The following is a 14,922-nucleotide window of genomic DNA, read 5'->3' as shown; positions in this document are numbered from 1 at the left end:
CGGCTTACAAGGCCTTGACGTCGAGGATCTGCACCTCGAAGTTCAACGTCTTGCCCGCCAGTGGATGGTTGAAGTCGATGGTCACCTGGTGGTCGTCGAACGCTTTCACCACACCGGGCAGTTCGGTGTTGGCGGCGTCGTTGAAGATCACCAGCAACCCTTCGGACAGCTCCATGCCGTCGAACTGCGAACGTGGCATCACCTGCACGTTCTGCGGGTTGTGCTGGCCGAAGGCGTTCTCCGGGGCGATGCTCAGCTTGCGCTGGTCACCGGCCTTGAAACCGAACAGGGCGTTCTCGAAACCCGGCAGCAGGTTGCCGTCGCCGACCTTGAACACGGCCGGGGCCTTGTCGAAGGTGCTGTCGACGGTGTCGCCGTTTTCCAGGTGCAGCGCGAAGTGCAAGGTGACTTCGGTGTTCTGGCCGATACGGGTCTCAGTCATGGACGGCTTCCTCGGACTTCTTGCTCTTGAACATATCCAGCGCCAGCATCACCGCGCCAACGGTGATGGCGCTGTCGGCCAGGTTGAAGGCCGGGAAATAGTAGCGGTTCTGCCAGTGCACCAGGATGAAGTCGACCACATGGCCCAACACCACGCGGTCGTACAGGTTGCCCAATGCACCGCCCAGCACCAGGGCCAGGGCCACGGCCAGCCAGGTCTCGTTGCGCCCCAGGCGCTTGAGCCAGACCACCAGCACGGCGCTGACCACCACGGCGATCACGGCGAACAGCCAGCGCTGCCAGCCGGAACTGTCGGCCAGGAAGCTGAAGGCGGCGCCGGTGTTGTAGGCCAGGGTCCAGCTGAAGTAGTCGGGAATGACCACGATCTGCTGGTACAGGCTCAACGCGCCCTCGAAGTAGACCTTGGTGGCCTGGTCGAGGACCAGCACCACCAGGCTCAGCCAGAGCCAGGCAAGGCGCCCGAAGCGCCCTGCGGACGCATTAGGCATAGTGGCGTACCTCACCGGAGCCGCTCAGGTTGTCGACGCAACGGCCACAGATTTCCGGGTGTTCCGGGTGGCTGCCGACGTCGGCGCGGAAGTGCCAGCAACGGCCGCACTTGGCATGGCCAGACTTGACCACCTTCAGCTTGAGCCCGTCGACCTCGGTTGTCACGGCATCGGCCGGCGCCTGGACGAATGGCACCACGCTGGCCGCGGAGGTGATCAGCACGAAGCGCAGCTCGTCGCCGAGCTTGTTCAGGTCGGCGGTCAGGCCCTCTTCGGCGAACAGGGTGACCTCGGCCTGCAGGTTGCCGCCGATGACCTTGGCGGTACGCTGGTTCTCCAGCTCCTTGTTGACCGCCGCCTTGACCGCCATCACGCGGTCCCAGTAGGCGCGGTCCAGCTCGGCGTCGGCCGGCAGTTCGCTCAGGCCCTGGTACCAGGTATTGAGCATCACCGACTCGTTGCGCTCGCCCGGCAGGTACTGCCAGATCTCGTCGGCGGTGAACGCCAGGATCGGCGCGATCCAGCGCACCAGGGCCTCGCTGATGTGATACAGCGCGGTCTGGCAGGAACGTCGGGCGACACTGTTGGCGCCGGTGGTGTACTGGCGGTCCTTGATGATGTCGAGGTAGAAGCCGCCCAGCTCCTGTACGCAGAAGTTGTGCACCTTGGAATAGACGTTCCAGAACCGGTACTCGCCGTAGTGCTCTTCCAGCTCGCGTTGCAGCAGCAGGGTACGGTCGACCGCCCAGCGGTCCAGGGCCAGCATGTCTTCGGCCGGCAGCAGGTCGCGCGCCGGGTCGAAGCCGGACAGGTTGGACAGCAGGAAGCGCGCGGTATTGCGGATACGCCGGTAGGCGTCGGCGCTGCGCTGCAGGATCTGCTCGGAAACGGCCATCTCGCCGGAGTAGTCGGTGGCGGCGACCCACAGGCGCAGGATGTCGGCGCCCAGGGTGTTGTTGACCTTCTCTGGCTCGATGGTGTTGCCCAGCGACTTGGACATCTTGCGGCCGTTCTCGTCCACGGTGAAGCCGTGGGTCAGCAGCTCGCGGTACGGCGCGTGGCCGTCGATGGCGCAACCGGTCAGCAACGAGGAGTGGAACCAGCCGCGGTGCTGGTCGGAGCCTTCCAGGTACAGGTCGGCGCGCGGGCCAGTGGCGTGGCCGATGTCGTGGGAGCCACGCAGCACGTGCCAGTGGGTGGTGCCGGAGTCGAACCAGACGTCGAGGGTGTCGGCGATCTTGTCGTACTGGCCGGCTTCGTCACCCAGCAGTTCGGCGGCGTCGAGCTTGAACCAGGCTTCGATGCCTTCTTTCTCGACGCGCTTGGCCACTTCTTCCATCAGCTCGACGGTGCGCGGGTGCAGCTCGCCGGTTTGCTTGTCGAGGAAGAACGGGATCGGCACGCCCCAGTTGCGCTGACGCGAGATGCACCAGTCCGGGCGGTTGGCGATCATCGAGTGCAGGCGCGCCTGGCCCCAGGCCGGGACGAACTGGGTGTCCTCGATGGCCTTCAGGGCGCGCTCGCGCAGCGGCTCGCCGGTGGAAGGCTGCTTGTCCATGCCGACGAACCACTGCGCGGTGGCGCGGTAGATCAGCGGGGTCTTGTGGCGCCAGCAGTGCATGTAGCTGTGGCTGATGGTCTCGGTGTGCATCAGCGCGCCGACTTCGCTGAGCTTGTCGACGATGGCCGGGTTGGCTTTCCAGATGAACTGGCCGCCGAAGAACGGCAGCGACTCGACGTACACGCCGTTGCTCTGCACCGGGGTGAGGATGTCGTCGTTGACCATGCCGTAGCGCTTGCAGGTGACGAAGTCGTCTTCACCGTAGGCTGGCGAGGAGTGCACCACGCCGGTACCGGCGCCCAGTTCGACGTAGTCGGCCAGGTACACCGGCGACAGGCGGTCGTAGAACGGGTGGCGGAAGTTGATCAGCTCCAGTGCCGAACCCGCTGCGGTGGCGATGATCGAGCCTTCGAGGTTGTAACGCTTCAGGCACGCCTCGACCAGCTCTTCGGCCAGCACCAGCAAACGCTCGCCGGTGTCGACCAGGGCGTACTTGAACTCCGGGTGGATGTTCAGCGCCTGGTTGGCCGGGATGGTCCACGGGGTGGTGGTCCAGATCACGATGGCGGCGGGCTTGCCCAGCTCGGCCAGGCCGAAGGCGGCGGCCAGCTTGGCCTCGTCGGCGACCGGGAAGGCCACGTCGATGGTCTGGGATTTCTTGTCGGCGTACTCGACCTCGGCCTCGGCCAGGGCAGAGCCGCAATCGAAGCACCAGTTCACAGGCTTGAGGCCCTTGAACACGAAGCCTTGCTTGACCATCTCGGCCAGGGCGCGGATCTCGCCGGCCTCGTTGGCGAAGTTCATGGTCTTGTAGGGGTTGTCCCAGTCACCCAGCACGCCCAGGCGGATGAACTCGGTCTTCTGCCCTTCGATTTGTTCGGCGGCGTACTCGCGGCACAGCTCGCGGGTGCGGTCGGCGCTCAGGTGCTTGCCATGGGTGACCTCGACCTTGTGCTCGATCGGCAGGCCGTGGCAGTCCCAACCCGGCACGTACGGGGCATCGAAGCCCGACAGGGTCTTGGAGCGGACGATCATGTCCTTGAGAATCTTGTTCAGCGCATGACCGATATGAATCTTGCCGTTGGCGTAGGGCGGGCCGTCGTGCAGGACGAACTTCGGACGATCCTTGCCAATCTCGCGCAGCTTCTGGTACAGGCCAATGCTGTCCCAGCGCTGCAGGATCTGCGGTTCGCGCTGAGGCAGGCCGGCCTTCATGGGGAAGGCGGTGTCCGGAAGGTTAAGCGTGGCTTTGTAGTCGGTCATTTCAGGCTCTTCGTTAGCGGTTGAGCGTGCCAATGGGCACGTGCGGCGGCGATGTCCGCGTCGATCGCCGACTTCAGCGCCTCCAGGGAGGCGAAACGCTGCTCTTCACGCAGCTTGTGGTGGAATTCCACCGTCAGGCGCCGGCCATAGAGGTCGCCGGCGTAATCCAGGAGATGAATCTCCAGGTGGGGACGGCCATCACCGCTGACGGTGGGTCGTACCCCGATGTTGCCGACACCCGGCCAATGCTTGCCGTCGATCTCGATGCTGGCCAGGTAGACCCCGGACAGCGGCACGCGACGGCGCTTGAGCTGGATGTTGGCGGTAGGTGTGCCGAGCTGGCGGGCCAGCTTCTGGCCATGCAGCACGCGGCCGGTAATGCGATACGGGCGGCCCAGCAGGTGTTCGGCCAGCTCGAAGTTGCCCTCGGCCAGGGCCTTGCGCACTTCGGTGCTGCTGACCCGCAGGCCGTCCTGGATGACGGTGTTGGCCGCCTCGACGCTGAAGCCATGGCGCTTGCCGGCTTCGGTGAGGAAGGCGAAATCACCGGCGCGGTCGCAACCGAAGCGGAAGTCATCGCCCACTTCGAGGTGGCGCACGCCCAGGCCCTCGACCAGCACGGCCTTGACGAACTGCTCGGCGCTGAGCTGGCTCAGGCGCTGGTTGAACGACAGGCACAGCACCCGGTCGATGCCTTCGGCGGCCAGCAGCTCGACCTTGTCGCGCAAGCGCGCCAGGCGGGCCGGCGCGCTGTCTGGGGCGAAGTATTCGCGGGGTTGTGGCTCGAAGATCACCACGCAGGTCGGCAGGCCGAGTGCCTGACCACGTTCGCGCAGGCGCGCGAGAATCGCCTGGTGGCCGCGGTGGACCCCGTCGAAGTTGCCAATGGTGGCGACACAGCCCCGATGCCCGGGGCGCAGGTTGTGAAGACCTCGAACCAGCTGCATAACGCGCTTCTTGCTCATAAAGTGGCCGATTATAACCACACCCGGGCGCTGGCGACAGGCAGCAGCGCCCCCGGTGGGCATGGAATGCGAAAAACCGACGCCTGACCCTGCTGACGCCTCAATGCAACGCCTTGCGGGCGAAATGCCGCGGGCGCAAACCACACAGGAACAGACAACCGAAATAGGTCACCACGCCCGCCGCGATCAGGCCGCCCAGGCGCACGAAGCGCGCGAGCATGTCGCCCTGCTCCCAGGCCGGCAGGTAATGCATGCCCAGCAGCAACACCGCCGACATCAAGGCCACCGCCAGCACCAGCTTGAGCAGGAACATCGTCCACCCCGGCTGGGGCTGGAACAGTTGTTGGCTGCGCAGCTTCCAGTACAGCAGGCCGGCGTTCAGGCAGGCTCCCAGGCTGATGGCCAGGGCCAGCCCGGCGTGGGCCAGCGGGCCGATCAGGGCCAGGTTGAGCAGTTGCGTGCAGACCAGGGTGAAGACCGCGATCTTCACCGGCGTGCGGATATTCTGCTGCGCATAGAAGCCAGGTGCCAGTACCTTGACCAGGATGATCGCCAGCAGGCCCACCGAATAGGCGATCAGCGCACGCTGGGTCATGGCCGCGTCGAAGGCGGTGAACTTGCCGTACTGGAACAGCGCCACGGTCAGCGGCTCGGCGAGAATCGCCAGGGCCAGGGTACACGGCAGCACCAGCAGGAAGCACAGGCGCAGGCCCCAGTCGAGGATCCGCGAGTACTCCTGGCGGTCCTGGTTGGCGTAGGTCTTGGCCAGGGTCGGCAGCAGGATGGTGCCCAGGGCCACGCCGAGCACGCCCGACGGCAGCTCCATCAGGCGGTCGGCGTAGTACATCCACGACACCGAGCCGGCCACCAGGAACGAGGCGAAGATGGTGTTGATGATCAGCGAGATCTGGCTTACCGATACCCCGAGGATCGCCGGCAGCATCTGCTTGAGCACGCGCCATACCCCGGTGTCGCGCAGGTTCAGGCGCGGCAGCACGAGCATGCCGATCTTCTTCAGCGCCGGCAGCTGGTACAGCAGCTGCGCCAGGCCGCCGGCCAGCACGCCCCAGCCCAGGGCCATGATCGGTGGGTCGAAGTACGGGGTCAGCAGCACGGCGAAGGCGATCATCGCCACGTTGAGCAGGGTCGGCGTGAAGGCCGGCACACTGAAGCGGTTCCAGGTGTTGAGGATGGCCCCCACCAGCGACGACAGCGAGATCAGCAATATATAAGGAAAGGTCACCCGCAGCAGGCTGGTGGTCAGCTGGTACTTTTCGGCGCTGTCGACAAAACCTGGCGCGGTGGCCCACACCACCCAGGGCGCGGCAAGGATGCCGACCACGGTGACCAGCGCCAGGACCAGGGTCAGCAGGCCACTGATATAGGCGATGAAGGTGCGGGTGGCCTCCTCGCCCTGCTGGGTCTTGTATTCGGCCAGGATCGGCACGAAGGCCTGGGAGAACGCCCCTTCGGCGAAAATCCGGCGCAGCAGGTTGGGCAGCTTGAAGGCGATGAAGAAGGCGTCGGTGGCGATACCGGCGCCAAAGACCCGCGCCAGGATGGTGTCGCGGACGAAGCCGAGCACCCGGGAAATCATGGTGATGGAGCTGACTGCGGCCAGGGATTTGAGCAGATTCATCGAAAAGTTTCACGCCAGGGGCAGAGGACGCTGCAGAGAGCGTTCGAATGTGCGATACTCCCGCGCCTTCGCAGGGGGAGCCAAAATTCCCGAGTTTACAGGTCGTGCGGCAGAAGGGAATATTTCCCGCTCATCGACCCACCGCTCGGCGGAACCCTGCAGGTGGCCTTGACATCCGTTCGACTCGTCGGCATGATTCGCGGCCTATTTTGTTTGCTATTTACCTAAAGTCTTTCGAGGAGCTCGACGGTGGCCAACACACCTTCCGCCAAGAAACGTGCAAAACAGGCTGAGAAGCGTCGCAGCCACAACGCCAGCCTGCGTTCCATGGTCCGCACCTACATCAAGAATGTAGTTAAAGCCATCGACGCAAAAGACGCCGAAAAAGCGCAAGCTGCTTATGTTCTGGCTGTACCAGTAATCGACCGTATGGCCGACAAAGGTATCATCCACAAGAACAAGGCTGCTCGCCACAAAGGCCGTCTGAATGGCCACATCAAGGCGCTGAAAGAAGCTGCAGCTGCCTAAGCGACGTTCTTGTCGAAAAAACCGACCCTAGGGTCGGTTTTTTTATGCCTGTGATTTGCCGGGCCACGCTGGCAGATCACTTATCCTGCGGGAACAATTGTCTTTGTAGGAGCGGCCTTGTGTCGCGAAAGGGCTGCGCAGCAGCCCCAGCAATCCATGTGGTAACGCTGGGGCCGCTTTGCGGCCCTTTCGCGACACAAGGCCGCTCCTACAGGGGCAGGGCCGCATGACGGCCCCGCCCTTCATCACTTGCCGATCTGGATCTTCGGCGCCCACTGCAGCCAGGCATCTTCCGGCTTGTCGAACAACGCGAAGGTCTGCTGCGGGCGCGCCGGGTTGCCCATCTGCTCGCCATCCGGGGTGGCGAAGGCGATGCCGCCATCGATCAGGGTTTCCAGCGACTCGGTGCGCACCGTGGCGCCCTTGAACAGGCCCCAGTCGAAGCCGAACCCACTGCTGTTCCAGAAACGGCTACCGCCGCGCACCAGGCCGGCGTAGCGCGGCTCGATCAGAATGTGGATCAGCACGCGATCGGCGCTCTGGCCGAGCTCGAAGCCGGTGACCTTGCCCACCGTGACCTCACGGTAGGTGACCGGCACACCTGGCTTGATCGAGCCGCGCCGCGGCGCGCTCAGCGTCAGCGGCAAACCGACCTCCTCGCCTTTGACTTCGGGCACATCGCTCAAGGCGATGAAATCACGCTGCGGGCCCTTGTCCTTGAGCGCCGGCAGTACCTCCAGGTACTGGCCACTCACCAGGGTGTCGAGGTTCTCGGTGCGCACCAGGCCAAACGCCGGCTTGACCACCCAGAATTGCGTGCCGCTACGGGCGATACGCTCGGAGGCCTGGGTAATTCGCGCACGCAGCAACACCGCCTGCAGATCGGCGGTCAGGTCGACGCTTTCGACACTGCCTACATCCAGCCCACGGAAGCGAATCGGCGTGCCGGGCTTGAGGCCATCGGCGCGGTCCACGCGAATGGTGATCAAGGTACCGGCACGGTTGGCCGCATCCTGGCTCTCGTGCAGGCGGAAGCGCGGAATACGCCGCTTGAGCGGCACGTCCGGCTTCGGCGTGTCGAAGGAAATACCACCGGCCATCAGGGTCTGCAGCGACTCGCTCTTGACCTGGATACCCGACAGACCGCCCGTGAGGGTAATGCCGCTGGCATTCCAGAAGCGTGTCGAGCCATTGACCAGGTTGGCGTATTCCTTCTCGATGTGCACACCGATGAGAATGCGCTTGCTGTTACGGGCGAACTGGTAGCTCTGCACGCTGCCCACGCGCACCTGGCGGTACATGACCGGGCTGCCCACCTCCAGCGAGCCCAGGGTATCGGCGAACAGCACCATGTGCAGGCCCGGCGCCTTGAGGTCCAGCGGTGGCGCCTTGGGCCGCGCCTCGAACTCGCGCTGCGGCTTGGCCCCCGGCTCGCCCGGGCGCACGGCAATGTAGTTACCCTTGACCAATGCCTCCAGGCCGGTGATACCCGCCAGCGAGATCGATGGCTTGACCACCCAGAACTGCGTGCCCTCGACCAGGTAGTCCTCGGCCAGCGGATCCAGGGTCAGTTCGGCCGTGGCGCTGGTCAGGTCGCTTTCGACCTTGAGGTCCTTGAGCGAGCCCACCTGGATACCCTTGTACAACACAGGCGTGCGGCCCTTCTGCAGGCCTTCGAAGTCGCTGAGCTTGACCTTGACCCGGATACCGGCCTGGGCCGCGTCGAAGTCCTCGTACAGGCGGAACGGCAGGCTCGGGTCGGTGGGCGGGCTGTCCTGGCGGTTTTCCGGCGTGGCAAAAGCGATACCGCCGGCGACGATGCTCGACAGCGATTCAGTGCGCACCTTCACCCCGGAGAAATCAGCATCGATGCTGACCCCGCTGGCGTTCCAGAAACGCGTGTGCTTGCGCACCAGGGCCGTATAGGGCGGCGCGATGAACACCTTGATCTCTACCGTGCCCTGGTCGTCGGACAGGCGATAGCTCTTCACCCGGCCGACCTGGATCTGCTTGTAGAACACCGGGCTGTCGCGGTTGAGCGAACCCAGGCGCTCGGCCTTGAGCGTCAGGTGCAGGCCCGGCTCGCTATCGGACAGCGGCGGTGCTTCCTTGAGCGCGGTGAAGCGCTTGGTCGGCTCGCCGTCCCCTGGGTCCACGGCAATGTAGTTACCTGAGACCAGCGTCTCCAGGCCAGTGATCCCCGCCAGGCTGACGCTTGGCTTCACCAGCCAGAAGCGCGTGCCCTTGGTCAGATGCGGGCCAGCCTCTTTCTTCATCTCGACAGTGGCGATGACACCGCGGTTGTCACCCTTGTTGTCCAGCACCAGGCTGGTGACCTTGCCCACCGACATGCCCTTGAAGATGACTTCGGTCTTGTTGGCGACGATGCCTTCACCGGTTTCGAAACGCACCTGGATCTCGATACCAGCGTCGCGGTAGGCCTGCCAGGCCAGCCAGCCACCGATCGCCAGGGCGATCAGCGGCAGGATCCAGATGGCCGACCAATTTGAAGCGGGGCGGGTTTTAGCCGTAGGCAAGTCACTCATGGTCGTCATCCGACTCCGTGTTATCCCAGATCAGTCGGGGATCGAAAGTTAAAGCGGCGAGCATCGTCAGGATCACCACGGTGGCGAAGGCGACGGCGCCCAGGTTGGCTTCGACACTGGCGATGCGGCCGAAATTCACCACTGCCACCAGAATGGCAATGACGAAGATGTCCAACATCGACCAACGCCCGATGAACTCGATGAAGCGGTACATCAGGATGCGCTGGCGGGCCGAAAGCGGCTGGTGCCGTTGCACTGAATACAGCAGCAGGGCGATGCCCACCAGCTTGAACGTCGGCACCAGGATACTGGCGATGAACACCACCGCGGCGATGGGCAGCATGCCGTGCTTCATCAAGGTGATCACCCCGGACATGATGGTGTCGGGGCTACCCTGGCCGAGGGCGCTGACGGTCATGATCGGCAGCACGTTGGCCGGGATGTAGAGGATCATTGCCGTGATCAGCAACGCCCAGGTGCGCACGATGCTGTTCGGCCGCCGCGCATGCACGGTGGCGCCACAGCGGGTGCAGGTCTGCGACGTGCTGTCGGCCACCCGGCGGTTCAGCTCATGGCATTCATTGCAGACCAGGATGCCTGCATCAATCGCCCGCATGGACATCCTCCCCCGACAGTGCCACCCAGATCTGGTGTGGCGACATCACCACCTCGAGCCATACCTGCACCAGCAACAGGCTGATGAAGCAGAACAGCCCCAGGCCGATACTCAGCTCGGCGAGGTCGACCAGCTTGACGATGGCCACCAGCACGCCCATGAAGTAGACCTCGAGCATGCCCCACTCGCGCAGGTGGTGGTAAATACGATAGATCAGCAAGCCATAGCTGCGGCCGATGTCCAGGCGGATGCTCAGCAGCACCGCCAGTTGGCACAGCAGCTTGAGCAACGGGATGGCCATGCTGCACAGGAACACCACCACGGCGATGCCGCGCATTTCGGAGTTGTACAGCCCGAGCACACCGCTCCAGACCGTGTCGTCGGAAGTCTGGCCGAGCAGGTGCAACTGCATGATCGGCAGGAAATTGGCCGGCACGTAGAGCAACAGGGCGGTGAGCACCAGGGCCAGGCTGCGATTGACCAGGTTGTGTCGGTGGGCATAGAGCTCATAGCCGCACCGCGGGCACTGGGCCTTCTCGTCGTGCTGCAGCACCGGTTTGCGCAGTAGCAGGTCGCACTCGTGACAGGCCACGAGTTCGTCCAGCGGCAGCTGCGTGAGCGCTTGGGGGTCAACAGGGTTGGGCATATGGGAGTTCTGAATGGACGCGTCGGCTCTATTCTAGTGTTCCGACTCGAATTGTGGGAGACGCCATTGAGCAACGGCAAGGTTTCGGGCTGGTGGTGCCGGCGCCGCGTTGCGCCGGTGTTCGCCTGCGGCCTGTAGGAGCCAGCCTTGCTGGCGAACCAAGCGGCGCGGTCTGCCTGGCCCGGGCCCTGCAATGGTCCCTGTAGGCGCGGCCTTGTGTCGCGATCGGACGCGCAGCGGCCGTAATTCAGGCGACGCGATTGTCCTGGAGGACCGAGGCTGCAGGATGGCACCGGCTGCGCCGGTGTTCGCCGGCAAGGCCGGCTCCTACAGCGATCGCCGCCCGCCTGCGGCCTGTAGGAGCCAGCCTTGCTGGCGAACCAAGCGGCGCGGTCTGCCTGGCCCCGGCCCTGCAATGGCCCCTGTAGGAGCGGCCTTGTGTCGCGATCGGGCGCGCAGCGGCCGTAATCCAGGCGACGCGATTGTCCTGGAGGACCGAGGCTGCAGGTTTTGCGGCCGCTGCGCGCCCGATCGCGACACAAGGCCGCTCCTACAAGGGCCGCACCTGCCGGGGTTTTCTGCACCACAAAGACAAAACCCCTACCTGCTCGCGCAGATAGGGGTTTTGCGAAATGAATCTTGACGATGACCTACTCTCACATGGGGAAGCCCCACACTACCATCGGCGATGCATCGTTTCACTACTGAGTTCGGGATGGGATCAGGTGGTTCCAATGCTCTATGGTCGTCAAGAAATTCGGTTGCCGTGAATGCCTTGCAGCACTCTCAGCCAATTCGGATATGTGAATTTGTGGCCCTACGAATCTTCGGGTCTTTCGTCTTCACCACCACAATCTGCGTAAGCAAATTGCTTGGGTGTTATATGGTCAAGCCTCACGGGCAATTAGTATTGGTTAGCTCAACGCCTCACAGCGCTTACACACCCAACCTATCAACGTCGTAGTCTTCGACGGCCCTTTAGGGGATTCAAGATCCCAGTGAGATCTCATCTTGAGGCAAGTTTCCCGCTTAGATGCTTTCAGCGGTTATCTCTTCCGAACATAGCTACCCGGCAATGCCACTGGCGTGACAACCGGAACACCAGAGGTTCGTCCACTCCGGTCCTCTCGTACTAGGAGCAGCCCCTCTCAAATCTCAAACGTCCACGGCAGATAGGGACCGAACTGTCTCACGACGTTCTAAACCCAGCTCGCGTACCACTTTAAATGGCGAACAGCCATACCCTTGGGACCGGCTTCAGCCCCAGGATGTGATGAGCCGACATCGAGGTGCCAAACACCGCCGTCGATATGAACTCTTGGGCGGTATCAGCCTGTTATCCCCGGAGTACCTTTTATCCGTTGAGCGATGGCCCTTCCATACAGAACCACCGGATCACTAAGACCTACTTTCGTACCTGCTCGACGTGTTTGTCTCGCAGTCAAGCGCGCTTTTGCCTTTATACTCTACGACCGATTTCCGACCGGTCTGAGCGCACCTTCGTACTCCTCCGTTACTCTTTGGGAGGAGACCGCCCCAGTCAAACTACCCACCATACACTGTCCTCGATCCGGATAACGGACCTGAGTTAGAACCTCAAGGTTGCCAGGGTGGTATTTCAAGGATGGCTCCATGAGAACTGGCGTCCCCACTTCAAAGCCTCCCACCTATCCTACACAAGCAAGCTCAAAGTCCAGTGCAAAGCTATAGTAAAGGTTCACGGGGTCTTTCCGTCTAGCCGCGGATACACTGCATCTTCACAGCGATTTCAATTTCACTGAGTCTCGGGTGGAGACAGCGCCGCCATCGTTACGCCATTCGTGCAGGTCGGAACTTACCCGACAAGGAATTTCGCTACCTTAGGACCGTTATAGTTACGGCCGCCGTTTACCGGGGCTTCGATCAAGAGCTTCGCTTGCGCTAACCCCATCAATTAACCTTCCGGCACCGGGCAGGCGTCACACCCTATACGTCCACTTTCGTGTTTGCAGAGTGCTGTGTTTTTAATAAACAGTCGCAGCGGCCTGGTATCTTCGACCGGCGTGGGCTTACGCAGCAAGTGCTTCACCCTCACCGGCGCACCTTCTCCCGAAGTTACGGTGCCATTTTGCCTAGTTCCTTCACCCGAGTTCTCTCAAGCGCCTTGGTATTCTCTACCTAACCACCTGTGTCGGTTTGGGGTACGGTTCCCAGTTATCTGAAGCTTAGGAGCTTTTCTTGGAAGCATGGCATCAACCACTTCGCGCTCTAATGAGCACTCGTCATCAGCTCTCGGCCTTAAGATCCCGGATTTGCCTAAGATCTCAGCCTACCACCTTAAACTTGGACAACCAACGCCAAGCTGGCCTAGCCTTCTCCGTCCCTCCATCGCAATAACTGGAAGTACAGGAATATTAACCTGTTTTCCATCGACTACGCTTTTCAGCCTCGCCTTAGGGACCGACTAACCCTGCGTCGATTAACGTTGCGCAGGAAACCTTGGTCTTTCGGCGTGCGAGTTTTTCACTCGCATTGTCGTTACTCATGTCAGCATTCGCACTTCTGATACCTCCAGCAAGCTTCTCAACTCACCTTCACAGGCTTACAGAACGCTCCTCTACCGCGTCATCAAAGATGACACCCGTAGCTTCGGTGCATGGTTTGAGCCCCGTTACATCTTCCGCGCAGGCCGACTCGACTAGTGAGCTATTACGCTTTCTTTAAAGGATGGCTGCTTCTAAGCCAACCTCCTAGCTGTCTAAGCCTTCCCACATCGTTTCCCACTTAACCATGACTTTGGGACCTTAGCTGACGGTCTGGGTTGTTTCCCTTTTCACGACGGACGTTAGCACCCGCCGTGTGTCTCCCATGCTCGGCACTTGTAGGTATTCGGAGTTTGCATCGGTTTGGTAAGTCGGGATGACCCCCTAGCCGAAACAGTGCTCTACCCCCTACAGTGATACATGAGGCGCTACCTAAATAGCTTTCGAGGAGAACCAGCTATCTCCGAGCTTGATTAGCCTTTCACTCCGATCCACAGGTCATCCGCTAACTTTTCAACGGTAGTCGGTTCGGTCCTCCAGTCAGTGTTACCTAACCTTCAACCTGCCCATGGATAGATCGCCCGGTTTCGGGTCTATACCCAGCGACTAAAGCGCCCTATTAAGACTCGCTTTCGCTACGCCTCCCCTATTCGGTTAAGCTCGCCACTGAATATAAGTCGCTGACCCATTATACAAAAGGTACGCAGTCACCTAACAAAGTAGGCTCCCACTGCTTGTACGCATACGGTTTCAGGTTCTATTTCACTCCCCTCTCCGGGGTTCTTTTCGCCTTTCCCTCACGGTACTGGTTCACTATCGGTCAGTCAGTAGTATTTAGCCTTGGAGGATGGTCCCCCCATGTTCAGACAAAGTTTCTCGTGCTCCGTCCTACTCGATTTCACTGGCAAGAGATTTTCGTGTACGGGGCTATCACCCACTATGGCCGCACTTTCCAGAGCGTTCCACTAATCTCAAACCAGCTTAAGGGCTGGTCCCCGTTCGCTCGCCACTACTAAGGGAATCTCGGTTGATTTCTTTTCCTCAGGGTACTTAGATGTTTCAGTTCCCCTGGTTCGCCTCTTGCACCTATGTATTCAGTACAAGATACTCAGCTTATGCTGAGTGGGTTCCCCCATTCAGAGATCTCTGGATCACAGTCTGTTTGCCGACTCCCCAAAGCTTATCGCAGGCTACCACGTCTTTCATCGCCTCTGACTGCCAAGGCATCCACCGTATGCGCTTCTTCACTTGACCATATAACCCCAAGCAATCTGGTTATACTGTGAAGACGACATTCGCCGAAAATTCGTACGTTGCTCTTTCGAGCAGAACTCACAAATTTTACCTTAGCCTGAATAACCAGCAGTGAAACTGGCATTCAGTCTATTTCTATCACATATCCGAATTTTTAAAGAACGATCTGACAAAAGTCAGAAATCAACATTCATCAACGAATGTTCATTTCTAAGTTCTGATCAAGTAGACACAACAGAAAGTGGTGGAGCCAAGCGGGATCGAACCGCTGACCTCCTGCGTGCAAGGCAGGCGCTCTCCCAGCTGAGCTATGGCCCCGCATATTGGTAGGTCTGGGCAGATTTGAACTGCCGACCTCACCCTTATCAGGGGTGCGCTCTAACCAACTGAGCTACAGACCTATAACAGGGTCGCGTTACAGCATCGTCTTTA

The 14,922-nt window shown here is 61.3% G+C and carries 9 protein-coding genes, 2 tRNA genes and 2 rRNA genes; 1 reads left to right on the top strand and 12 read right to left on the bottom strand.

Annotation, left to right across the window (positions count from 1 at the left end):
* Positions 1–4: 4 nt before the first annotated feature.
* From KSS95_RS06805 to murJ, 5 genes are all read right to left on the bottom strand, one after another.
* Positions 5–442 carry an FKBP-type peptidyl-prolyl cis-trans isomerase gene (locus tag KSS95_RS06805; protein ID WP_134693357.1) on the bottom strand — a complete coding sequence of 146 codons (438 nt, stop codon included), beginning with the start codon at positions 440–442 and terminating at the stop codon, positions 5–7.
* Entirely contained in the window at positions 435–950 is a 516-nt protein-coding gene (gene lspA / locus KSS95_RS06800; RefSeq protein WP_217852732.1) for a signal peptidase II, read from the bottom strand. Before lspA ends, KSS95_RS06805 begins: the two co-directional genes overlap by 8 nt.
* Positions 943–3,774 (bottom strand): isoleucine--tRNA ligase, encoded by a 2,832-nt coding sequence (gene ileS, locus KSS95_RS06795; RefSeq protein WP_217852730.1) that lies wholly within the window; start codon positions 3,772–3,774, stop codon positions 943–945. Before ileS ends, lspA begins: the two co-directional genes overlap by 8 nt.
* Entirely contained in the window at positions 3,771–4,721 is a 951-nt protein-coding gene (gene ribF / locus KSS95_RS06790; protein ID WP_217852728.1) for a bifunctional riboflavin kinase/FAD synthetase, read from the bottom strand. The genes ileS and ribF overlap by 4 nt, the downstream gene beginning before the upstream one ends.
* A 118-nt stretch (positions 4,722–4,839) precedes the next feature.
* A complete protein-coding gene (murJ, locus tag KSS95_RS06785) occupies positions 4,840–6,378 on the bottom strand; it encodes a murein biosynthesis integral membrane protein MurJ (protein ID WP_217852726.1) in 1,539 nt (512 codons plus the stop codon).
* A gap of 249 nt (positions 6,379–6,627) precedes the next feature.
* Between murJ and rpsT the strand changes: the two genes are divergently transcribed.
* Positions 6,628–6,906, top strand: coding sequence for a 30S ribosomal protein S20 (rpsT, locus tag KSS95_RS06780; RefSeq protein WP_003247625.1), 279 nt, complete (start codon positions 6,628–6,630; stop codon positions 6,904–6,906).
* Between the two features lie 245 nt (positions 6,907–7,151).
* On the opposite strand, the gene KSS95_RS06775 is transcribed toward rpsT, so the two are convergent.
* The 7 genes from KSS95_RS06775 to KSS95_RS06745 form a co-directional block, all read right to left on the bottom strand.
* The gene (locus KSS95_RS06775; protein WP_217852724.1) at positions 7,152–9,452 is read right to left on the bottom strand and encodes a PqiB family protein; all 2,301 of its coding nucleotides are present in this window, start codon (positions 9,450–9,452) and stop codon (positions 7,152–7,154) included.
* Positions 9,445–10,068, bottom strand: coding sequence for a paraquat-inducible protein A (locus KSS95_RS06770; protein WP_217852722.1), 624 nt, complete (start codon positions 10,066–10,068; stop codon positions 9,445–9,447). The genes KSS95_RS06775 and KSS95_RS06770 overlap by 8 nt, the downstream gene beginning before the upstream one ends.
* Positions 10,055–10,714: a paraquat-inducible protein A gene (locus KSS95_RS06765; protein WP_217852720.1), complete on the bottom strand. Its 660-nt coding sequence runs from the start codon at positions 10,712–10,714 to the stop codon at positions 10,055–10,057. The genes KSS95_RS06770 and KSS95_RS06765 overlap by 14 nt, the downstream gene beginning before the upstream one ends.
* 637 nt (positions 10,715–11,351) lie before the next feature.
* Positions 11,352–11,467 (bottom strand): 5S ribosomal RNA (gene rrf / locus KSS95_RS06760).
* A gap of 130 nt (positions 11,468–11,597) precedes the next feature.
* Positions 11,598–14,490 (bottom strand): 23S ribosomal RNA (locus KSS95_RS06755).
* Positions 14,491–14,732: 242 nt separating this feature from the next.
* Positions 14,733–14,808 (bottom strand) — tRNA-Ala (locus tag KSS95_RS06750).
* A 6-nt stretch (positions 14,809–14,814) separates the two neighbouring features.
* Positions 14,815–14,891: transfer RNA gene (locus tag KSS95_RS06745), tRNA-Ile, on the bottom strand.
* Between the last annotated feature and the right edge of the window lie 31 nt (positions 14,892–14,922).

Source organism: Pseudomonas muyukensis (assembly GCF_019139535.1).
GTDB lineage: Bacteria > Pseudomonadota > Gammaproteobacteria > Pseudomonadales > Pseudomonadaceae > Aquipseudomonas > Aquipseudomonas muyukensis.
The sequence above is the reverse complement of the archived record's forward strand: the minus strand, read 5'-3'. Positions and strand labels throughout refer to the sequence as shown.

What these genes read in the sequence shown, in the direction of transcription:
- KSS95_RS06805 (WP_134693357.1), bottom strand. Translation starts at nt 442, where the DNA reads ATGACTGAGACCCGTATCGGCCAGAACACCGAAGTCACCTTGCACTTC.
- lspA (WP_217852732.1), bottom strand. Translation starts at nt 950, where the DNA reads ATGCCTAATGCGTCCGCAGGGCGCTTCGGGCGCCTTGCCTGGCTCTGG.
- ileS (WP_217852730.1), bottom strand. Translation starts at nt 3,774, where the DNA reads ATGACCGACTACAAAGCCACGCTTAACCTTCCGGACACCGCCTTCCCC.
- ribF (WP_217852728.1), bottom strand. Translation starts at nt 4,721, where the DNA reads ATGCAGCTGGTTCGAGGTCTTCACAACCTGCGCCCCGGGCATCGGGGC.
- murJ (WP_217852726.1), bottom strand. Translation starts at nt 6,378, where the DNA reads ATGAATCTGCTCAAATCCCTGGCCGCAGTCAGCTCCATCACCATGATT.
- KSS95_RS06775 (WP_217852724.1), bottom strand. Translation starts at nt 9,452, where the DNA reads ATGAGTGACTTGCCTACGGCTAAAACCCGCCCCGCTTCAAATTGGTCG.
- KSS95_RS06770 (WP_217852722.1), bottom strand. Translation starts at nt 10,068, where the DNA reads ATGCGGGCGATTGATGCAGGCATCCTGGTCTGCAATGAATGCCATGAG.
- KSS95_RS06765 (WP_217852720.1), bottom strand. Translation starts at nt 10,714, where the DNA reads ATGCCCAACCCTGTTGACCCCCAAGCGCTCACGCAGCTGCCGCTGGAC.